At 62.2% G+C, this 21081-nt stretch carries 18 protein-coding genes; 11 read left to right on the top strand and 7 right to left on the bottom strand.

Going from position 1 to position 21081, the window contains the following annotated elements; translation table 11 throughout:
• The first annotated feature begins 30 nt into the window (after positions 1-30).
• A complete protein-coding gene (locus IFT98_RS17835) occupies positions 31-1614 on the top strand; it encodes a peptide chain release factor 3 (RefSeq protein ID WP_122479646.1) in 1584 nt (527 codons plus the stop codon).
• Between the two features lie 17 nt (positions 1615-1631).
• On the opposite strand, the gene IFT98_RS17830 is transcribed toward IFT98_RS17835, so the two are convergent.
• Positions 1632-2705, bottom strand: coding sequence for a polyamine ABC transporter substrate-binding protein (locus IFT98_RS17830; RefSeq protein ID WP_192050450.1), 1074 nt, complete (start codon positions 2703-2705; stop codon positions 1632-1634).
• Between the two features lie 160 nt (positions 2706-2865).
• Here IFT98_RS17830 and IFT98_RS17825 point away from each other — a divergent pair, with 160 nt between their 5' ends.
• On the top strand, positions 2866-3972 hold the full coding sequence (locus IFT98_RS17825) for a polysaccharide deacetylase family protein (protein ID WP_192050823.1): 1107 nt from the start codon (positions 2866-2868) through the stop codon (positions 3970-3972).
• Between the two features lie 352 nt (positions 3973-4324).
• Positions 4325-5719, top strand: a complete 1395-nt coding sequence (locus tag IFT98_RS17820) for a PhoH family protein (protein ID WP_122713557.1) — start codon at positions 4325-4327, stop codon at positions 5717-5719.
• A 55-nt stretch (positions 5720-5774) separates the two neighbouring features.
• On the opposite strand, the gene IFT98_RS17815 is transcribed toward IFT98_RS17820, so the two are convergent.
• From IFT98_RS17815 to IFT98_RS17800, 4 genes are all read right to left on the bottom strand, one after another.
• Positions 5775-6500 (bottom strand): molecular chaperone, encoded by a 726-nt coding sequence (locus IFT98_RS17815; protein ID WP_192050452.1) that lies wholly within the window; start codon positions 6498-6500, stop codon positions 5775-5777.
• A 10-nt stretch (positions 6501-6510) separates the two neighbouring features.
• The gene (locus IFT98_RS17810) at positions 6511-7644 is read right to left on the bottom strand and encodes a hypothetical protein (RefSeq protein WP_192050454.1); all 1134 of its coding nucleotides are present in this window, start codon (positions 7642-7644) and stop codon (positions 6511-6513) included.
• A 23-nt stretch (positions 7645-7667) separates the two neighbouring features.
• Positions 7668-10178 carry a TcfC E-set like domain-containing protein gene (locus IFT98_RS17805; protein ID WP_192050456.1) on the bottom strand — a complete coding sequence of 837 codons (2511 nt, stop codon included), beginning with the start codon at positions 10176-10178 and terminating at the stop codon, positions 7668-7670.
• 85 nt (positions 10179-10263) lie between these two features.
• Positions 10264-10746, bottom strand: coding sequence for a CS1 type fimbrial major subunit (locus tag IFT98_RS17800; RefSeq protein ID WP_192050458.1), 483 nt, complete (start codon positions 10744-10746; stop codon positions 10264-10266).
• A 241-nt stretch (positions 10747-10987) separates the two neighbouring features.
• On the opposite strand from IFT98_RS17800, the gene moaC reads away from it, so the two are divergent.
• From moaC to moaE, 3 genes are read left to right on the top strand one after another with little or no spacing between them, the layout of a single operon-like run.
• Positions 10988-11461 (top strand): cyclic pyranopterin monophosphate synthase MoaC, encoded by a 474-nt coding sequence (gene moaC, locus IFT98_RS17795; RefSeq protein ID WP_192050460.1) that lies wholly within the window; start codon positions 10988-10990, stop codon positions 11459-11461.
• Positions 11458-11700: a MoaD/ThiS family protein gene (locus tag IFT98_RS17790; RefSeq protein ID WP_122796091.1), complete on the top strand. Its 243-nt coding sequence runs from the start codon at positions 11458-11460 to the stop codon at positions 11698-11700. Before moaC ends, IFT98_RS17790 begins: the two co-directional genes overlap by 4 nt.
• A 1-nt stretch (position 11701) precedes the next feature.
• Positions 11702-12151 (top strand): molybdopterin synthase catalytic subunit MoaE, encoded by a 450-nt coding sequence (moaE, locus tag IFT98_RS17785; protein WP_192050462.1) that lies wholly within the window; start codon positions 11702-11704, stop codon positions 12149-12151.
• Positions 12152-12540: 389 nt separating this feature from the next.
• On the opposite strand, the gene rhlB is transcribed toward moaE, so the two are convergent.
• Both rhlB and IFT98_RS17775 read right to left on the bottom strand, forming a co-directional pair.
• A complete protein-coding gene (gene rhlB / locus IFT98_RS17780) occupies positions 12541-13980 on the bottom strand; it encodes an ATP-dependent RNA helicase RhlB (protein WP_192050464.1) in 1440 nt (479 codons plus the stop codon).
• Positions 13981-14249: 269 nt separating this feature from the next.
• Positions 14250-14906: an alpha/beta hydrolase gene (locus IFT98_RS17775; RefSeq protein WP_192050466.1), complete on the bottom strand. Its 657-nt coding sequence runs from the start codon at positions 14904-14906 to the stop codon at positions 14250-14252.
• Positions 14907-15373: 467 nt separating this feature from the next.
• Here IFT98_RS17775 and IFT98_RS17770 point away from each other — a divergent pair, with 467 nt between their 5' ends.
• From IFT98_RS17770 to IFT98_RS17750, 5 genes are all read left to right on the top strand, one after another.
• Positions 15374-16402 carry an amino acid ABC transporter substrate-binding protein gene (locus IFT98_RS17770; RefSeq protein ID WP_192050468.1) on the top strand — a complete coding sequence of 343 codons (1029 nt, stop codon included), beginning with the start codon at positions 15374-15376 and terminating at the stop codon, positions 16400-16402.
• Positions 16403-16466: 64 nt separating this feature from the next.
• The gene (locus IFT98_RS17765) at positions 16467-17648 is read left to right on the top strand and encodes an amino acid ABC transporter permease (RefSeq protein ID WP_192050470.1); all 1182 of its coding nucleotides are present in this window, start codon (positions 16467-16469) and stop codon (positions 17646-17648) included.
• 10 nt (positions 17649-17658) lie between these two features.
• Positions 17659-18756 (top strand): amino acid ABC transporter permease, encoded by a 1098-nt coding sequence (locus IFT98_RS17760; protein ID WP_192050472.1) that lies wholly within the window; start codon positions 17659-17661, stop codon positions 18754-18756.
• A 10-nt stretch (positions 18757-18766) separates the two neighbouring features.
• Complete coding sequence (locus IFT98_RS17755) at positions 18767-19531, top strand: amino acid ABC transporter ATP-binding protein (protein WP_043186354.1); 765 nt, start codon at positions 18767-18769, stop codon at positions 19529-19531.
• Between the two features lie 294 nt (positions 19532-19825).
• Complete coding sequence (locus IFT98_RS17750; protein ID WP_192050474.1) at positions 19826-21049, top strand: MFS transporter; 1224 nt, start codon at positions 19826-19828, stop codon at positions 21047-21049.
• Positions 21050-21081: the final 32 nt, after the last annotated feature.

Genomic DNA, 21081 nt, shown 5'->3' with positions numbered 1-21081 from the left:
CATTTTCTATCCCTCGCCAGGCGATCCCCCATGACCCAACAGGCCGCCGAAGTCGCGAAACGCCGCACCTTCGCCATTATCTCCCACCCGGATGCGGGTAAGACGACCATCACCGAGAAGCTCTTGCTGATGGGCAAGGCGATTGCCGTGGCCGGTACGGTGAAGTCGCGCAAGTCCGACCGTCACGCGACCTCCGACTGGATGGAAATGGAGAAGCAGCGCGGGATTTCCATCACGACTTCCGTGATGCAGTTTCCCTACCGCGAGCACATGGTCAACCTGCTCGACACCCCGGGCCACGAAGACTTCTCGGAAGATACCTACCGCACCCTGACGGCGGTGGACTCGGCGCTGATGGTGCTCGATGGCGGTAAAGGTGTCGAACCGCGCACCATTGCCCTGATGGATGTCTGTCGCCTGCGCGACACGCCCATCGTCAGTTTCATCAACAAGCTGGACCGTGACATTCGCGACCCGATCGAGCTGCTCGACGAGATCGAGGCGGTGCTCAAGATCAAGGCCGCGCCGATCACCTGGCCGATTGGCTGCTATCGCGACTTCAAGGGCGTCTATCACCTGGCGGACGACTACATCATCGTTTACACGCCGGGCCATGGCCACGAGCGCACCGATGTGAAAATCATCGAGAAGCTGGATTCGGACGAGGCGCGCGCGCACCTGGCCGACGAATACGACCGCTTCGTGGAACAGCTGGAACTGGTGCAGGGTGCCTGCCATGAGTTCAATCAGGACGAGTTTCTGAACGGGCAGCTGACGCCGGTGTTCTTCGGTACGGCGCTGGGCAACTTTGGTGTCGACCATGTGCTCGACGCCGTCGTGAACTGGGCGCCGCGTCCCCTGCCGCGAGTGGCGAACGAGCGGACCGTGGAGCCTGTGGAAGAAAAATTCACTGGTTTCGTGTTCAAGATCCAGGCGAACATGGACCCCAAGCACCGCGACCGTATCGCCTTCATGCGCATCTGCTCGGGCCGCTACGAGAAGGGCATGAAGATGCGCCATGTGCGCACGGGCAAGGACCTGCGCATAGGCGACGCCCTGACGTTCTTCTCCTCCGAGCGCGAGCAGTTGGAAGAAGCGTTCGCCGGCGACATCATCGGCCTGCACAACCACGGCACCATCCAGATCGGCGACACCTTCAGCGAGGGCGAAAGCCTGGGCTTCACCGGTATTCCGCACTTCGCCCCGGAGCTGTTCCGCCGGGTACGCCTCAAGGATCCGCTCAAGTCCAAGCAGTTGCGTCAGGGCTTGCAGCAGCTGGCCGAGGAGGGCGCCACCCAGGTGTTCTTCCCCGAGCGCAGCAACGACATCATCCTGGGTGCGGTCGGCGTGCTGCAGTTCGACGTGGTCGCCAGCCGCCTGAAAGAGGAATACAAGGTGGAATGTGCCTACGAGCCGATCACCGTATGGTCCGCCCGCTGGATCGAGTGCGCCGACAAGAAGAAACTCGAGGAATTCAGCAACAAGGCTGCGGAAAACCTGGCCCTCGACGGCGGTGGGCACCTGACCTACCTGGCACCGACTCGGGTCAACCTGGCGCTGATGGAAGAACGCTGGCCAGACGTGAAATTCCGCGCCACCCGCGAGCATCATTGATTGATCCCATGCTCGCCTCAGTGACGGATCTGGTTCCAGGTGCGGGTACGTAGCTGTTCGATATCGGCGGGCATGGGTTGCAGCAGGAACAGCTTGCTCATGACCTCGGCGCTTGGGTAGATGCGTCGGTCACCCTTGAGTGCAGGGTTGACCCACTCATCGGCGCCTTCGTTGCCATTGGCGTAGTGCACGCTGTTGGTGATGTCGGCCATGACCTTGGGTTCGAGCAGGTAGTTGAGAAAGGTGTACGCGGCGTCTTCGTTCGGTGCGTTGGCGGGGATGGCGACCATGTCGAACCACATGGTCGAGCCCTCGCGCGGCAACGTGAACTCGATCTCCACGCCTTGGCCCTCCTGTTTGGCCTGGGTCTGCGCCTGCAGCACGTCCCCGGAAAAGCCGACCACCGCGCACAGCTTGCCTTCGGCCAGTTCGTGGCTGTACTCCACCGAATCGAAATAGCGTACGTAGGGCTTGATGCTCAGCAACAGCGCGCGTGCCTTGTCATAGTCGGCAGGGTTGCGGCTGTGCGAGGGCAGGCCCAGGTAATTGAGTGCCATGGGCAGCAACTCGGGGCCGATGTCGAGGATGGCGACCCCGCATTTCTGCAGGCGAGCGATGTTTTCCGGCTTGAACACCAGGTCCCAGGAATCCACCGGAGCATCGTCGCCGAGTGCTGCCTTGACCTGCTTGACGTTGTAGCCGATGCCGCTGACGCCCCACAGGTACGGAAAGCCGTAGCGGTTGCCGGGGTCGTTGATTTCCAGGGCACGCAGCAGCACGGGGTTCAGGTACTTCCAGTTGGGTAGACGGGTGCGGTCCAGTGGCGTGAGGTTGCCGGCGCTGATGTGGCGGGTCATGAAGTGGTTGGAAGGGAAGATCACGTCGTACTTTCCAGGCGATTCGCGCAGGCGCTTCTGCAGGGTTTCGTTGCTGTCGAAGAAGCTGTATTGGGTTTCGATGCCGGTCTGGCGCTGGAAGTTGGGCAAGGTATCGGGGGCGATGTAGTCGGGCCAGTTGTAGATGCTGAGCTTGCCGGCGGCGAACGCCATGGGCGTGATGAGCGTTAGTGCGGCGAGGGCCAAGCGAAGCATGTGGTGATTCCTGAGCCGCCGTTGATTGCCTACTGTAATCATAGAAACGAAGTGGGGGAAGGCCCGGGGCTGCATAGAGCTGCGCGCTGTCAAGCGACAGCGGTATAGTGCCCGGCGCACCCTGTCATCGAGGAGATCGCCGTTGCGTTGGGTATCATGGATGCTGGCCACCGTTGTATGCGCCGCACAGGCCGCCGTCGCTGCACCACCGGTGGCGACTCTCGACCGCAGTCACTGGCCGGAACGCATCGATTCGCCGGTGTTGTTTGACGTCGCCTCACGTGCGCACATCCTGCTGTTTGCCCGCTCGTTGCTGGCCAGTGAAAGCCAGGACGAAGCACAGTTGACCGCGCGCCTGGGCCTGCGCCAGATCAATACGCTGGCGATCAACGATTTGCGCCAGCGGCTCTGGCAGCGGCTCTGGGCCAATTTCGACTTGGCCCAGCAAAGCTGCGAACAGGATGCCTCGTTCTGCTATGCCATCGACAGCGAAGGCGACCTGCGCACCCAGGCGGCCGACCTGGGAATCGATCCCGAATCCTTCTACTCCGGGTTTGCCGTGCCGGGCCAGGTGTTCAGCGAGGCCTATCTCAACGAACTGTTGCGCCTGGCTGCGGTGTCACCGCAGACCACTAGCGAAGTCCAACTGTTGTCGGAGCAGGAATTCGATGGCAACGGTTTTGCCGACCGCACGTTCCTGCTGACCTTCGATGGCGGACCGAGCCCGGTCGATGGCTCTACCGATGCGTTGACCGGGTATCTGCGAGCGCAGGATTGGAGCGCCACCTTCTTCGTGCCCGGACAAAGCCTGCAGGCGCGTGCCGAAAAGACCTCGGTGGCCCAGTTGCAGGCGCTGTATGCCGGGCAGTGCGTGGCGACCCTGGGTTGGCAATACGTGTCCCATGGGCAATGGGACAAATGGCAGGACTCGATCTTGCGCAGCATCGCCCTGCTGCAGACCGATCTGCCCGACAGCTACGTGCCTTGGTTTCGCCCGCCCTACGGTCAGCGTCGCGCCGACAGCGCCGCATTCTTTGCCGGAGCGGGGCTGAAAGTGGCGCTGTGGAACATCGATTCGATGGACGATGACAGCCGCCTGACGGCCATGCAGGCTGGCGAGCGGGCGCTGAGCCTGATGCTGCTGTGGCGGCGCGGAATCGTGGTGTTTCACGACAACCTGGCCAAGGCACAGACCGCGCTGCCCTGGCTGATGCAGGAAACCGCCCAGACCGGTATCAACTGGCAGGCCTGTGCGGATGTGCAATAGGCCCAGGCAGCAAACGCCAGCATTTACGGGGGGTTGGCGGTTTTTCGGGAAAAATTGCGCAGGCGAGGAGGGGCAGGACAACTTCTGACTCTAACGGCGTCCGCGCCACCCGCCAAGCGTTATTCGCACCGCTGAAAAATAAACTTCAAAAAACCGTAAAGAGCTTTTTTCCTTCATGGGTTTTGCGGTATTACGAAGACAGACCGCCGAACCCTGCATCACAGGTGGCGTCTTCGACAGACTCTCCACCTGTGCGCAGGTCCTGCTCCTTGATGTGGGAATCCGGCGGCCTTTTCGCGGCGCAGCACCGTCCAGGTATTGCGTTGTCAGGCTCCCAAAAAGGTGACCGAGTATGGATGAACAAGGACGCAGCACCTCTTCCAATCAGCCAATCCTTTATGTGCTCGATACCAACGTACTGATCCACGATCCAAACGCTCTGCTGAATTTCGAAGAACACCGTGTCGCCATTCCCATGACCGTGCTGGAGGAGCTGGACAAACTCAAGGATGGCAAGCAGACCGTCGCTGCCGAATGCCGGCAGGCCATCCGGCTGATTGACAAGACCCTGGGCGATGCGTCGCCGGCCGTGGTCGAATCCGGCGTGCCGATCATGCGCGTCAGCGGCAACACCAAAGGCTTTCTGTCCATTCTGATGGACAAGCGGCCCGAGCCCTCGAACCTGTTGCCGCAGAATCTCAACGACAACATCATCATCAACCAGTTGATCGACCTGCACACGCGTCACCCCGACCTGAGCGTGATTCTGGTCACCAAAGACATCAACATGCGCCTCAAGGCGCGCGCCTGCGGGATTGCCGCCGAGGACTACAGCACCGACCAGTTGGTGGACGACGTATCGCTGCTTTCGCGTGGCTATCACAACGTGACCGGCTCGTTCTGGGACCGCGTGAGCAAGGTCGAGACGCGTCAGGACCATGGCCGCACCTGGCACCGGGTGCAGTTGAGCGAAGTGCTGCCTTCGGTGCACATGAACGAATTCATCATCGACGAGCAGGGTTTCGTCGGCTGGATCAAGGGCATCAAGGACGACGAGCTGATGATCCTCGACCTGCACCAGGAGCCTTTGCTGCATCAGGAAGCCTGGGGCCTCAAACCGCGAGACATCTATCAGGGGCTGGCATTGTTCGCCTTGTTGGATCCGGACATCCATCTGGTCAACCTGACCGGTGCGGCGGGTTCGGGCAAGACCATCCTGGCCCTCGCTGCGGCCATCGAGCAGACCATGGTGACCAAGCGCTACCGGCGCATCATTGCCACCCGCAGCGTGCAGGGGCTGGATCAGGAGATCGGCTTCCTGCCCGGTACCGAGGCCGAAAAGATGGAGCCTTGGCTTGGCGCCATCACCGACAACCTCGAAGCCCTGCACATGGAGGATGAAAACACCCACGGCAGCGTCGACTACATCCTGAGCAAGGTGCCCTTGCAGTTCAAATCCCTCAACTACATCCGAGGCCGCAGCTTCCAGCAAAGCCTGATCCTGATCGACGAATGCCAGAACCTGACTCCGCACCAGATGAAAACCATCATCACCCGTGCCGGCGCTGGTTCCAAGGTCATCTGCCTGGGCAACCTGGCGCAGATCGACACGCCCTATCTGTCAGCCCCAAGTTCCGGGTTGACCTACCTGACGGAGCGCTTCAAGGACTTCCCGCAAGGCGTGCACATCACCCTGCAGGGTGTACCGCGGTCGATCCTGGCCGAATACGCCGAAAGTCATCTGTAAGTCAGCGACTTCCTCCGACCGGCTTCGCCTCGGTGCCCAGGCACCGATGGCGGGCCTAGCCTTCGAATGCCTCGTGGCGGCTCTGCGAACCCTCTTGCAGAACGAAGCGATAGGTACGCCCGGTTTTCTTTTCGAACGACAGTGTCTTGCCCGGCCGGATGTGGTGTTTGGTGGGCGGCGCGCAGTGCTGGCCATTGCGATCGCAATCATTGAAGTGATCCAGCACCACCGTGGCGTTGCCCTTGTTGGGGATAGCGAACCGGCCGGCCTCATGCAGCACTTCAGTGGCGTAGGTCGTCTGTGCCGGCTTGACGAACATCACCGCGCCATAGCCCGCCAGAATGCTCACCCCTGCCGATAGCGCGTCGTTGTACTGCCTGGCTTGCTCGCTGCTCAGGCCGAAACCATCGCCGGTTTCCGGAAGTACCGGAATGAAGCGCAAGCGGAAGTAGCGCTCGGCCAAGCGCTCGCCGCGGTACAGCAGGCGTACCTGCTGCATGCCGTCGGGCGGCACGATCACCCGTGCCGGGCTGGCGATCAGGCTACGCTGCTCGGCCGGCAAACCCTCCAACGGCACTTCGCTGACCGTGCCGTCGGCGGCGTAGACCAGTTCGGCCACGGTGATCTTGACGAACGCTGCGGTGTCGCCGCTGTTGTAGATACGCTTGAGGGAGGTGCTGCGGTTGCCGTCGAAATATTCATACAGGCTGCCGATGTTCAGTTGTGGCGCAGCGCAGGCATCGAAGCCGGTCAGGCCCAGCAATAGCACAAGGTATTTCATGAAGTGATCCTCACGGGTTGGCGTCGTAGATGATGGTGATCGCGCCGCTGTAGCGTGAGCCGGGGTAAAGGAGCATCTCGGCAGCGCGTCGGCCGGTGACATCGAAATGAAGCGTGCCGGGTGCGTTGGTGGCCGTCGTGGTAGGCGTGATGATTCGCCCTCTGCTGACATGGCTGTACAGCGGCAGGCGATCGACGGGCTGGCCATCGCTGGTGAACGCACCGGGAAGGGAGATCGCCGTGTCCACCTGCACGTAGTGATCGTTCGCCTGGTTCTTCATGCGGCAGTTATAGGCGTTGCCCAGGTGTTCGCAAGCCAGGTACACCTTGAAAGCCGCGCCAGCCCAAAGACGCAAGGGCGAATCATGAAAAAGCCGCTCGGGCGCCTTGCTGGAATTGATTGCGCTTTCCCAGCCGCCTTGTGGGGCGAGTTTCACCTCGGTGCCGTGGGCAGGAAAATCCACGCGGATATCGTGCTGGACGTCGAACCGGACGCGAAAACGGATCACGTCGGTGTCGCTCTGGACGATGGTGCCGAAGTCGAAGCCCTGGCCCATGCCTACCGGATAATCGAGTGTGCCCTCCCACCGGCCAGGTGCCAGGGAGGCTGCGGGCGGAAACTCGGGGCGGAACATGACGCCCGTACGCGTGAATTCCGAATCCTCGACGTGCGTGTTGCCAGTTTTGTTCGAGACGCACGGAGGAGGATTGGTGGTGTTGTTGACCGACCACAGAAACTGCGAGTAGCCCGGACCTCCACCCAGGCCTCCATAGGCTGTGCAACCGATCGGCTGACCGCCGACGACGGTTTCATTGAGGTGGCTGACCCGTTGGCTGACATCGGCGAACGCAATGAACATCGTCGCCGTCTGTCCGGTCAGCTGGTTCTGCAGCGTCAGCGCCTGGCGCGGGGGCAGCTTGATATAGACCTTGTCGCGGGCATTGGCGGCGTTCACGTCGACCCATTTGCGATAGGTGATGGGCAGATCCACGGTCCATTTGTTGACGCAATACGCTCCGCCTTGAAACGAGTTGCAGTAAGTGGCTTTGGGCGTGGTGTTGATGAAGTTGGTGCCTTCGATGCGGGCCGTTATCAGCGCTTCGTTGGCCTGGACATTGTGTGTTGCGGCCAGAAGTGCCAACAAGACGGTTAACCATCCAACTGAGTTCATCCTGCTTCTCCTTGCCCAAGGCCCTCGGACGCGGCCAGGGTATCTGTACTGCACTGCTGGTCACCGACCATCAACACTTGGTTCTCGCGCCGGGCATGGCCGCTGTCCAGTTTCAGGAAGCACAGGCGCACGCCGCTGCGACGCACTTCCAGGGTGGGTGTGGATTCGCTCATCTCGACGGCAAAGAAGCCGTCGGCTTCACTGACGCTGCGGCTGGCATGGTTGATGACCAGGGCGCCCTTGATCGGTTTGCCATCGGGATCGAGCAAGCGACCGAGCACCGTGACCGTGCGCATGACGCGAATTTTCTGGTAATCCACGGCGCCGCGGTTGAGGTGGTAGCTGAAGCTGGGTGGCTGAATCACTGCGGTGGGTGCATCGTGGTGCTGGAAATCCAACTGCACCTGGCCGGGCCGGAAGGCGCGCGCGGCGATGACGTTGCGGCCTGGGCGCAGGGTCGAACTGGGCCCTTGCGGGGTGTCGGCGCGCAGCTGCAGGTCAGCGAAGTCGGACTCCACATCCACGATCATGCCGGCCTCGTATGCCTGGAAGTCGCCGCTGACCGCTACTTGGCCAGCGCCCAGCGCTACGGTGCTTTCCAGATTGAGGCCGCCACTGACGGCATTGTCGTAGGAAGAGTTCTGCAGGTAGGCATCGCCGTACAGGGCACGGTTCTGGAACTGCACATTGCCGGCCAGGGCCGCGCCGTAGCGATCCCCGCTCAGCGTACCGGCGACGTTGCGCAGGGTGTGGTGGTCCAGCGCCTGCTGGTAGGTGAGCGATACGTTGCGGTCGCGGCTGCCATCCACTGCGGTGCGGCTGCCCAGGGTGGCGGAGAGTCGCCGACCGTCCTCGCCCAGGCTCATGCTCAGGGTGAAGTTGACGCCGCGGTTGCGCGCGCCAGCGGTGTTGCTGGTGCCTGGTCGGTCGAACACCGAGGCGCGCCAGTTGGCTTGCGAGCCCATCAGCGTGCCGTGATAGACCAGGCCCAGGTCCAGCGAAGTGCCGCCATACAGGCCGTCGGCCTCGGCGACGCGGGCATGGGTGCTGATGCGTTGGTTCAGGCGGTGCTGCCAGGACAGCGAACTCTGCGTCACTTGCTGCGCCGCCTGCGGCTCGCGCTCGCCGCGCAGCCGCGGATAGCGCTGCCAGTTCTGGCTGCGGCTGAGCACCAGGTTGCCCATCGGATAAGTCCACAGCGCCTGCAGGTCGTAGCCTTCACCGTGTTGATCGGTATGGAACAGGTTGGCGTACAGCTTCAGGCTCTGCAACGCATCCCAGTCGGCCGACAAGCCGTACTGATTGTAGCCATCGACCCGCTGCAGCGAGCCGCCCAGTACCACTCGGGCATGGGCGAGGTAGTTGAACAGCGCGCCGGCGCTCACTGAATGATCGTTGTCTTCTTCCCAGTTGCTGAGCAGCGCACTGCGCTGGCCCAGATACAGGTTGTAGCGCCAGGGCCGGTCGGGATCGCTCCAGTTCGACGGCTTGTAGATGAACGCTTCGCTGCTCGACGTGGTCCGGCCATCCTCGATCAGGCGTACCTCGATATCATAGATGCCGCCGGGCAGCACTTTGGTATCGATCGCTTGCAGCCCTGGCTGAACGGGCTGGCTGTTGATCAGCACGCCGTTGCGATAGATCTCCACCACACCGGGCCGGTTGGGCGTCACATAGATAGGCGTGGCACTGGGCTTGGCATTGTCGACGGCAAGGCTGTCACTGCTGCCGTACATGATGCCCAGCGCTGTGACCGGGCTTTCGCCGAGCAACCGTGGTTGGCGGCTCAGCCCTTGGGCATCCGGCATGAAGTAGCCCAAGCGGTAGAACCGGTCACGCTGTACCCGCTCGGCGTACAGCTGGTCGACCCTGTGCCGGGTCCCGTAGCGGCTGTCTTCGCTGCGGTCAGCCTGCAGTTGCGCCAGCGCCGTCCAGTCGCCGAGGCTGCCCTGGCCCTGCAGCGCATAGCGGCCGGTTTGCTCATGGCGTCCGGCGGAAATGTTCATCTGGTTGCGCAGGATCAAGCCATGGCTGCCCTCGTCGGGGAGACTGTAGTAACGCTCGTCGGCGCTGCTCCTCTCTGCGGTGCGAGTCAGGATCGACAGGCGAGAGTCGTAAAGGCTGTAGTGCAAGGCCACGAGTCCTTCACGACACTCGCCGGTGCAATCGCCCAGCGCGGTAGGCTCGGCAAGAAGTTCTGCCCAGCGTTGCCGCCGCGGATCGTGAGCCTGATAGGCCTCACTGTTGGTGAACTCGATCAACTGGACTCGCTCCCGGCGATCCAGAGTGATCAGCGCTTCGCCCAGCGGGCGGCCGTCGAGATCGACGTGCACGGCAAGGGGCACGTCGAAGAAATAGTCGTTGAATTCACGAGGCAGGCCTTCGGCCTGGCTCGACAAGCGTCCCGGCCCCGGGCTCGCTGCCTCGACCAGCAGTGGCAGGGCCGCCAGTGAAAGCAGGCCGAGCGCGAACGGGCCGGTGAAGACCGATGGGGTGTTTCTAGTCATGGGTATCACGCAGGCAGGGCCACCCTGCCAGACGCACAAGCGACCAACAGGGTGACGTTCCAGACACAAAGGGGACGAGCAGGGATCAGACCGGATCAGGTGTCTCGAAGACCAGGTTCACCGTGCCCTGATAGGCCCCTGGTGCATAACCTGCGGAGGGCTTGCCGCCAGCGGTGACCAGAAAGTCGACCACGGTGCCAGCTGCGGCGTCGGCGACGTTGGCGACGATTTCCGATGTGGTACTCAGCGCCTGGCTGCCGACCTTGACGTTCAGGCCGATCGAGTTGGTGCCGCTGGTCATGGTCGGGGTGTTCATCAACTTGGCGGTGATGGCGCCGCTGGTGCTCTTCATGGTCAGTTGTTTGCGAATCGGCTCCAGAGTGCCGTCCACGGGTTTGAAGCTCATGTTTTGTGGCTCGTTCATCCAGTTGCCGCCCAGGGGCTCGACGATGAATTTGTCGGTGGGTACGGTGGCGGTCACGGTGACGGTGTGATCGATGCGCTGGTCGGCCATGGCCACTCCGGCGAACAGCATGGCCAGGGGCAGAGCGAGGATTGAAGGTTTCATCGGGTTACAACTCCTTGGTTTCATATAAGCAACAGGTGCGCGCCCCGTTCCTGGTGAGCCCGCATGAGTACAGTGGCCCACCGGATTGGCGCGGAGAGGGAGTGTGCCGAGCGCAGGTCGATGAAAAAGTCAGACTGTTCCCAAACTTCGTAGGATCCTTCCTACAAAGCGGTGCTTCAGGGTTTGTGCAACCCACCGGCTCCGGGGCTACAATCGCCTCTTCTGGAACAGGAGTAAGGCTGTGCTGACCCATCTCGATTCACAAGGCCGCGCCCATATGGTGGATGTCACCGAAAAGGCCGTGACCTTTCGCGAAGCCGTGGCCCAGGCGCGCGTTCGCATGCTGCCGGCGACCTTGCGCATGATCGTCGAGGGCGAACATCCCAAGGGCGATGTGTTCGCGGTGGCGCGTATTGCCGGCATTCAGGCGGCGAAGAAAACCAGTGATCTCATTCCCCTGTGCCATCCGCTGATGCTGACCGGTGTGAAGGTCGAGTTGGCAGCCGATGGCGAAGACAGCGTCTTGATCACCGCCCGCTGCAAGCTGGCGGGGCAGACCGGGGTCGAAATGGAGGCGCTGACGGCCGCCAGTGTTGCCGCCTTGACCGTCTATGACATGTGCAAGGCGGTCGATCGCGGCATGGTCATCGAGCAAGTGCGCTTGCTGGAGAAGCAGGGCGGCAAGAGTGGGCACTTCAAGGCGGACGTGTCATGAAGTACACCGTGCTGTATTTCGCTCGCTACCGCGAACTGCTGGGCACCGGTGAGGAAGTGGTCACGGGTGAGTTCGCCAGTGTCGATGCATTGCGCGAATTTCTCATCCTGCGTGGCGATCGGGAGGTACTTGGAGAAAAGGGCCTGATGTGCGCTCGCAATCAGGAGATGTGCGGGCTCACCGAGCCGCTGTTCGATGGCGATGAGGTCGCTTTCTTTCCCACCGTGACCGGAGGTTGAAATGAGCGTTCGCGTGCAGCACGAGCCGTTCGACCCCGGGGCTGAACTCAATGCACTGCACCAGGCCAACACCGGCGTGGGTGCGGTGGTGAGCTTCGTCGGCTACGTGCGCGATTTCAACGACGGGCTGGAAGTGCGCGGGATGTTGCTGGAGCATTATCCGGGCATGACCGAAAAAGCCCTGGACAAGATCGTCTTCGAAGCGGCTCAGCGCTGGCCGTTGCTCAAGCTCGAGATACTGCATCGGGTGGGCGCGTTGGCGCCGGGCGAGCCGATCGTGTTCGTCGGCGTGGCCAGCGCCCATCGTCAGGCGGCGTTCCAGGCGTGTGATTTCGTCATGGACTATCTCAAGACCCGGGCGCCGTTCTGGAAAAAGGAGAGCACCGAAGATGGCCCGCGCTGGGTGCAGGGGCGCGAGAGCGACGAGGCAGCAGCGCAGCGCTGGGAGTGATGGTCCGCCCATGCGGTGAGGCAGGTGAAGCGCGGGGCGGCTTTCGCGGCCACGGACCGCTCCTACAGGGGGCTTGGGTCCATCCGTGGGAGCGGTCATCGGCCGCGAAGAGGGCGGTGCGGTGAAGCAGGTGTAGCGCGGTGCGGCTTTCGCGGTCACGGACCGCTCCTACAGGGGGCTTGGGTACATCCGTGGGAGCGGTCATCGGCCGCGAAGAGGGCGGCGCGGTGAGGCAGGTGAAGCGCGGGGCGGCTTTCGCGGCCACGGACCGCTCCTACAGGGGGCTTGGGTCCATCCGTGGGAGCGGTCATCGGCCGCGAAGAGGGCGGCGCGGTGAGGCAGGTGGAACGCGGTGCGGCTTTCGCGGCCACGGACCGCTCCTGCAGGGGTCAGGGGTGCTTGCGTTCGACGGGTTTCAGCAGCTCGGCCGACGGCATTTCGAAGTTGATCTTGCGACCCAGCAACGCCTCGATCGAAGGGAGTTGGTAGGAGTCGTCTTCGCCGGCGAAACTGATCGACACACCGCTGCTGCCGGCTCGACCGGTACGCCCGATGCGGTGAACGTAGTCATCCGGCACTTCGGGCAAGGTGAAATTGATCACATGACTGATGCCATCGATATGGATCCCGCGGCCTGCCACATCGGTGGCCACCAGCACACGGATCTTGCCCTCGCGAAAGCCCTCCAGTGTTTTGATGCGCTTGTGCTGCGGCACATCGCCGGACAGCTGTGCGGCATTCACGCCATCGCGCACCAGACGCTCTTCGATGCGGCGCACCTCGTCCTTGCGGTTGGCAAACACGATGACGCGCTCCCAGTCGTTGCTGGTGACCAGGTTGTAGAGCAGTTTGTATTTGTCGCTGCCGGCCACTGCATACACATGTTGCTCGACGGTCTCGCTGGCCACGTTTTCCGGTTCGATCTCGACAATGGCCGGGTCGGTGGTCCACTGCTGGGCGAGGTTCATCACGTCAGCGGTGAAGGTGGCGGAGAACAGCAAGGTCTGGCGTTCCTGCTTGGGCGGCGTCTGGCGAATGATCTGCCGCACCTGGGGGATGAAGCCCATGTCGAGCATGCGGTCGGCTTCATCGAGCACCATCACCTCGACCATGTCCAGATGCACTTCGCCGCGCTGGTTGAAGTCCAGCAGGCGGCCGGGGGTGGCAACCAGAATGTCGCAATGGCGTGCTTCGAGCTGCTTGAGCTGCTTGTCGAAATCCATGCCGCCGACGAACGTCATCACGTTCAGGCCGGTGTACTTGGTCAGCCCTGCGGCATCCTTGGCAATCTGCACCACCAACTCACGGGTCGGCGCGATGATCAGCGCGCGCGGCTCGCCCATGAAGCGCTCCTTGGGAGGAGGGGTCTGCTGCAGCTGGGAGATGATCGACACGAGGAAGGCCGCGGTCTTGCCGGTGCCGGTCTGCGCGCGGCCGATGGCGTCGCGGCCTTTGAGCGTGTAGCCCAGCACCTGGGCCTGGATCGGTGTGCAGTACGGAAATCCCAAGTCGTGGATGGCGTGCATCAGCTCGTCGGTGAGCGCGAAATCGTGGAAGCGTGTCTTGCCTTCCTGCGCCTCGACCTGAAAATCGGCACGGCTCCAGGCGGGAGCGACGGGCTTGGGCAGGCGGGCACGCGCAGGCTTTTCAGCGGCGATCACAGCCGGTGCGGGTGTTTCGGGTTCGGGGCTGACGCTGGGGGCTGGCGCAGCGACCACCGGCTGGGCCGATTCGTGGGTGTCGACGGGTAGGACGCGGGTGGCGCCAGTGTCGGCTGCAAGGGGTTGCGCCTCGCTTTTGCCGAACATCTTCTTGAGTGCTTTGAGCACAGGCTTCTCATCGATTGGTTGAGGAATGAACGTCAGGCAGTGTAATGCAAGAATCGAGCACGACGATAGAAGAGTGGTGGGGGCGTGCGGTGACCGCTGTGTGGCTGGTACTGCGCAGCGTCTGCTTCGCGGCCGATGACCGCTCCTACGAGTCGACCGCGAACCTATGTGGGAGCGGTCCGTGGCCGCGAAGGGCGCGCTGCGGTTGGCCGGACACCCCGCGGCGTCTGCTTCGCGGCCACAGGCCGCTCCCACGGATGGGCCAGGTGTCAGTGCAACCGTTCGGCCAGCCAGTCGCCGATGTCGGCGATCTCCTGCGGTAACACTTGGTGACCCATGGGGTATTCCTGCCACGCTGCGTCAACGCCCCAGCGTTTGAGGTATTCATAAGCGCTGCGGCCCATGGCGTTGATCACGACTTCGTCATTCTGTCCATGCAGGCACAGTGCCGGAGTGCGTTGCTGACTGGCAGCCAGTTCGATCTGATCGTCGAAGGTGGGTGCATAGGTCGACAGCGCCAGTACTCCCCCAAGCGGACCTTGCCAAGTGATATAGGCCGTATGCAATGCCACCGCGCCCCCCTGGGAAAAACCTGCAATGAAGATCCTTTCCGGCGGGATGCCGCTCGCCTGCTGCTCCTCGATCAGCCCGCAAAGCATCTGCGCAGACGCCTCCAGCTGGTTTTGGTCGATGGCCCGTGCCGGACTCATGGCAATGATGTTGTACCAGCTGGTCATGGCGTAGCCGCCATTGATCGTCACGGCGCGGGTGGGCGCCTGCGGCAGTACGAAACGCGTTCCCCGCAGCCGTTGCTGCAAGGCTTCCGCCACGGGCAGGAAGTCATAGCGGTCAGCGCCCAGGCCATGCAGCCAGATGACACAGGCGTCGACGCTGTTGTCGGGTTCGATGATCAAGGGGTCGGTCATGGTTGCTCCGTTGTGGGGCGCCCGCTCTGTTTGAGTGCAGTGCAACGAGGCGCGATGGTGCGATCTTTGAAGAAGATGTCGCAAGGCTACAAGTTTTTCTATTGACGCGCATTTAAACGCGCTCGCCGGCCACTATGGTACGGCGCTTGCTATGTTACTGGCGTAATACCAGCATCGTCATCGACGGTAACACTATAGAACCGTTATGGACTGACGCAGAGCAGTCAGCGGCGATGCGGAAAAATTTGCCGATGGTCACCAGAGACGCCGCAGACCACTGCGTCGAACCTTGCGGGGAGCGGGGGCAAGCGTTGCATATCCCGGTCGTGCCATTCGGTCGGTCGGGTTCATCACTTGTATTGCGATTGATGCTTGACCCAACAACTAGCCAACACGGGTCGAAACCGCCTCATTAAGGTGCAGCGCAATTCAAGCTCGGACACAACAAGAGCAACTGGAGGTTTTGAATGAAGATGTTGAAATCCACCCTGGCAGTACTGACCGCTGCGACCGTCCTGGGCGTAAGCAGCTTCGCTCAGGCGGGTGCCACTCTGGACGCCATCCAGAAGAAAGGTTTCGTACAGTGCGGCGTCTCCGACGGCCTGCCTGGTTTCTCCGTTCCTGATTCTTCGGGCAAGATCATCGGCATCGACGCCGATGTCTGCCGCGCAGTCGCCGCTGCAGTGTTCGGCGACGCCACCAAGGTCAAGTTCAGCCAGCTCAACGCCAAGGAGCGCTTCACCGCGCTGCAGTCCGGCGAAATCGACATTCTGTCGCGTAACACCACCTGGACCAGCTCCCGTGATGCAGGCATGGGCATGGTCTTCGCCGGCGTTACCTACTATGACGGCATCGGCTTCCTGGTGAACAACAAGCTCGGCGTGAAGAGCGCCAAGGAACTGGATGGCGCCACCATCTGCATCCAGGCCGGTACCACCACTGAGCTGAACGTGTCCGACTACTTCCGTGGCAACGGCCTGAAGTACACCCCGATCACCTTCGACACCTCCGACGAAAGCGCCAAGTCCCTGGAAGGCGGTCGTTGCGACGTGCTGACCTCCGACAAGTCGCAGCTGTTCGCCCAGCGCAGCAAGCTGGCCGCGCCGAACGACTACGTCGTGCTGCCGGAAACCATCTCCAAAGAGCCGCTCGGCCCAGTGGTACGCCGCGGTGATGAAGACTGGCTGGCGATCGTCAAGTGGACCCTGTTCGCCCAGCTCAACGCTGAAGAGGCAGGCGTGACTTCGAAGAACGTCGAAGCCGAGGCCAAGGCCACCAAGAACCCTGACGTGGCACGCTTGCTGGGCGCCGATGGCGAATACGGCAAGGACCTGAAACTGCCGAAGGATTGGGTCGTGCAGATCGTCAAGCAGGTCGGCAACTACGGCGAGATGTTCGAGCGCAACCTGGGCGCGAACACCCCGCTGAAGATCGACCGTGGCCAGAACGCTCTCTGGAACGCTGGCGGTATCCAGTACGCACCTCCGGTGCGCTGATCGGCCCGGCGCCTGACGGCACGTTGCCGTCGGGCGCTGTTCTCCATCTCTCCTGGGGCTTTCCATGCAAAATCAAATCGGCGCACCCAAGCAGGGGTTATCCCTGACTGATCCACGTGTGCGTGCGTGGCTTTTCCAGATCATCACCATTGTGGCGGTGGTCGGTATGGGCTGGTTTCTGTTCGACAACACACAGACCAACCTGCAACACCGGGGCATCACTTCCGGCTTCGACTTCCTTGAACGCAGTGCCGGCTTCGGCATTGCCCAACACCTGATCGACTACACCGAGTCGGACAGCTACGCGCGCGTGTTCCTGATCGGCCTGCTCAATACCTTGCTGGTGTCGATCATCGGCATCATCCTGGCGACCGTGCTGGGCTTCGTGATCGGTGTGGCGCGACTGTCGCCCAACTTCATGATCAACAAGCTGGCGACTGTCTACATCGAGGTGTTCCGCAACATCCCGCCGCTGCTGCAGATCCTGTTCTGGTATTTCGCGGTGTTCCTGACCCTGCCGGGTCCGCGCGCGGCGCATGGCTTCATGGACAGCTTCTACGTCAGCAGCCGCGGCCTGAACATGCCGGCCGCGCTGGCCGCGCCAGGCTTCTGGCCATTCGCGATCAGCGTGGTGGCGGCCATTATCGGCGTCGTGCTGATGTCCAAGTGGGCCACCAAGCGCTTCGAGGCCACCGGCCAGCCGTTCCACAAGTTCTGGGTGGGCCTGGCGATCATCATCGTATTGCCGGCCCTGTGCGCACTGATCTTCGGCACGCCGGTGCATTGGGAAAAACCCGAGCTCAAGGGCTTCAACTTCGTCGGTGGCTGGGTACTGATCCCGGAACTGCTGGCCTTGACCCTGGCGTTGACCGTGTACACCGCGGCGTTCATCGCCGAGATCGTGCGCTCGGGCATCAAGTCGGTCAGCCACGGCCAGACCGAAGCGGCTCACTCGCTGGGGCTGCGCAATGGCCCCACCTTGCGCAAGGTGATCATCCCGCAGGCCCTGCGCGTGATCATTCCGCCACTGACCAGCCAATACCTGAACCTGGCGAAGAACTCTTCCCTGGCCGCCGGTATCGGTTACCCGGAAATGGTTTCGCTGTTCGCCGGTACCGTGCTCAACCAGACCGGGCAGGCGATCGAAGTCATTGCCATCACCATGAGCGTGTACCTGGCAATCAGTATCAGCATTTCCCTGCTGATGAACTGGTACAACAAGCGCATTGCGCTGGTCGAACGGTGAGGATGAGCGCATGACGACCCATATTTTCAAACCCGACCAGCCGCCACCCAGCAAAGTCTTCGGACCTGTCGCGTGGATGCGCCGGAACCTGTTCTCCAGCTGGCTCAACACCCTGTTGACCCTGCTCTCGCTGTACCTGATCTGGCTGATCGTTCCGCCACTGTTGAGCTGGTCGATCTTCGACGCGAACTGGGTCGGCACCACCCGTGCCGACTGCACCAAGGAAGGCGCCTGCTGGGTGTTCATCCAGCAGCGTTTCGGCCAGTTCATGTACGGCTATTACCCGCCCGAGCTGCGCTGGCGCGTCGACCTGACCGTGTGGCTGGCAGTGCTGGGTGTGGCGCCGCTGTTCATGTCACGGTTCAAGCGCAAGGCGGTCTATGGCATCGGCTTTCTGGTGCTGTACCCGGTCATCGCCTACTTCCTGCTGCATGGCGGCGCGTTCGGCATGCCGAACGTGGCAACCAGCCAATGGGGCGGCCTGATGCTGACCCTGGTGATCGCCACCGTGGGCATCGCTGGCGCCTTGCCGCTGGGGATCCTGCTGGCGTTGGGCCGGCGTTCGAAAATGCCAGCGGTGAAGGTGGTCTGCGTGACCTTCATCGAGTTCTGGCGTGGCGTGCCGCTGATCACCGTGCTGTTCATGTCCTCGGTGATGCTGCCGCTGTTCCTGCCTGAAGGCATGAACTTCGACAAGCTGCTGCGCGCGCTGATCGGCGTGATCCTGTTCCAGTCCGCCTATGTGGCGGAAGTGGTGCGCGGTGGCATGCAGGCGATTCCCAAGGGGCAGTACGAGGCGGCCTCTGCCATGGCGCTGGGCTACTGGCGCAGCATGGGCCTGGTGATCCTGCCACAGGCCCTGAAAATGGTGATCCCCGGCATCGTCAACACCTTCATTGCATTGTTCAAGGACACCAGCCTGGTGATCATCATCGGCCTGTTCGACCTGCTCAACAGCGTCAAGCAGGCGGCAGCCGACCCGGCATGGCTGGGCATGGCAACGGAGGGCTACGTGTTCGCGGCCCTGGTGTTCTGGATCTTCTGTTTCGGTATGTCCCGCTACTCCATGCATCTGGAGCGCAAGCTGGACACTGGCCACAAGCGTTAGGAGCTTAATCATGAGTGAAGCGATCAAGAAACCGGCGGGCGCACCGGGCATCATCCAGATGCAAGGCGTGAACAAGTGGTACGGCCAGTTCCACGTGCTCAAGGACATCAACCTGAACGTGGCCCAGGGCGAGCGTATCGTCCTGTGCGGGCCGTCGGGCTCAGGCAAGTCGACCACCATCCGTTGCCTGAACCGCCTGGAAGAGCATCAGAAGGGCACCATCATCGTCGACGGTGTGGAGCTGACCAACGATCTCAAGCAGATCGAAACGGTACGTCGTGAAGTGGGCATGGTGTTCCAGCACTTCAACCTGTTTCCTCATCTGACCATCCTGCAGAACTGCACGCTGGCGCCGATGTGGGTGCGCAAGATGCCCAAGCGCCAGGCCGAGGAAATCGCCATGCATTACCTGGAGCGCGTGCGCATTCCAGAACAGGCGCACAAGTTTCCCGGTCAGTTGTCCGGTGGCCAGCAACAGCGTGTGGCCATTGCGCGGGCGTTGTGCATGAAGCCCAAGATCATGCTGTTCGACGAACCGACGTCGGCGCTCGATCCGGAAATGGTCAAGGAAGTACTCGACACCATGATCGGCCTGGCCGAAGACGGCATGACCATGCTCTGCGTCACTCACGAAATGGGCTTCGCCCGCACCGTGGCGAACCGGGTGATCTTCATGGACAAGGGCGAGATCGTCGAACAGGCCGCGCCGAACGACTTCTTCGACAACCCGCAGAGCGACCGGACACGGATGTTCCTGAGCCAGATCCTGCACTGATTGCCGTTTGCGGCACACGAAAAACCCGGGCCTGTGCCCGGGTTTTTTCGTCACTGGCCTGACACACCGCGGCGCCTGCTTCGCGGCCGATGACCGCTCCTACGGGTTGCGCGGTTACCAGTGGGAGCGGTCCGTGGCCGCGAAGGGCGCGCTGCGGTCCAGAGTGCACCCTGCTGGCTAGGTATTTGCCATTGCTGGCAATACGCTCTACGCTTCCTCGTTCAAAGCCGTATTCAAGAGACCATCAGGCATTCCCGTCCTGGCAATGGTCCGCACCTTCGTTTCTGGACCTTTATGCCTACTGCCAACTGTACCCCTTCGAGTCGCGATATCGTCACGCCGCTGCATAAACCCTGGTTGCTGATCCTTGGCCTGGTGCTGGTGGCGCTCAACCTGCGTCCGGCCTTATCGAGCATGGCGCCGCTGCTTGCACAGGTCTCTGCCAGCCTTGGCCTGAGCGGCTCGACGGCCGGCCTGCTGACCACGCTTCCGGTTCTTTGCCTGGGTCTGTTCGCGCCCTTGGCACCGCTGCTGGCTCGACGTTTCGACAGCGAGCGCGTGGTCTTGGGTGTGTTGCTCGTGCTGGCAGCCGGCATCGCACTGCGCAGCCAGTTGGGCGTCTGGGGCCTGTTCATCGGCAGCCTGGTGGCCGGTGGCAGTATCGGGATCATCGGTGTGCTGCTGCCCGGCATCGTCAAGCGTGACTTCGCTCGACAGGCCGGCACGATGACCGGTGTCTACACCATGGCATTGTGTCTGGGAGCTGCACTGGCCGCCGGTTCCAGCGTTCCCCTCAGTCAGTATTTCGATGACAATTGGCGCATCGGCCTGGCGTTCTGGATGGTGCCTGCCCTGTTGGCTGCGGTGTTCTGGCTTCCGCAGACGCGGCAGAAACATGGTATGCAGCGCGCTCGCTATCGGGTCAGCGGGCTGTTCCGCGACCCCCTGGCCTGGCAGGTCACGCTGTTCATGGGCTTGCAGTCGTCGCTGGCCTACATTGTCTTTGGCTGGCTGCCGTCGATCCTGATCGGCCGGGGCTTGTCTGCCGCCGAGGCAGGATTGGTCATGTCGTTCTCGATCATCGTGCAACTGCCCAGCGCGCTGACCGTGCCATGGCTGGCCACCCGCGGTCGTGATCAGCGGCTGCCGATTCTTGCGGTGATGGCACTGAGCCTGGCCGGTTTGTTTGGCCTGCTCTATGCACCGTTGAGCGGGATGTGGGGCTGGGCAATCGTGCTTGGGCTGGGGCAGGGCGGTGTGTTCGCGCTGGCGCTGACCTTGATCGTGCTGCGTTCACGAGACGCCCATGTTGCGGCCAACTTGTCTAGCATGGCCCAGGGTGTGGGCTACACCATCGCCTCGATGGGACCCTTCGCGGTAGGACTGGTGCACGACATGACGGGCGGCTGGAGCGCAGTGGGCTGGGTGTTTGCCGTGATTGGCATCGCTGCCACGGCAGCGGGTATGGGGGCCGGGCGTACGCTGCATGTGCGTGCGGTGGCGACGAAGGTGGAATGATGCCGCGGGTTTGCAGACAAGCGCTGCTGAAT

It is taken from the genome of Pseudomonas sp. CFBP 8770, from assembly GCF_014841705.1.
GTDB lineage: Bacteria > Pseudomonadota > Gammaproteobacteria > Pseudomonadales > Pseudomonadaceae > Aquipseudomonas.
The sequence above is the reverse complement of the archived record's forward strand: the minus strand, read 5'-3'. Positions and strand labels throughout refer to the sequence as shown.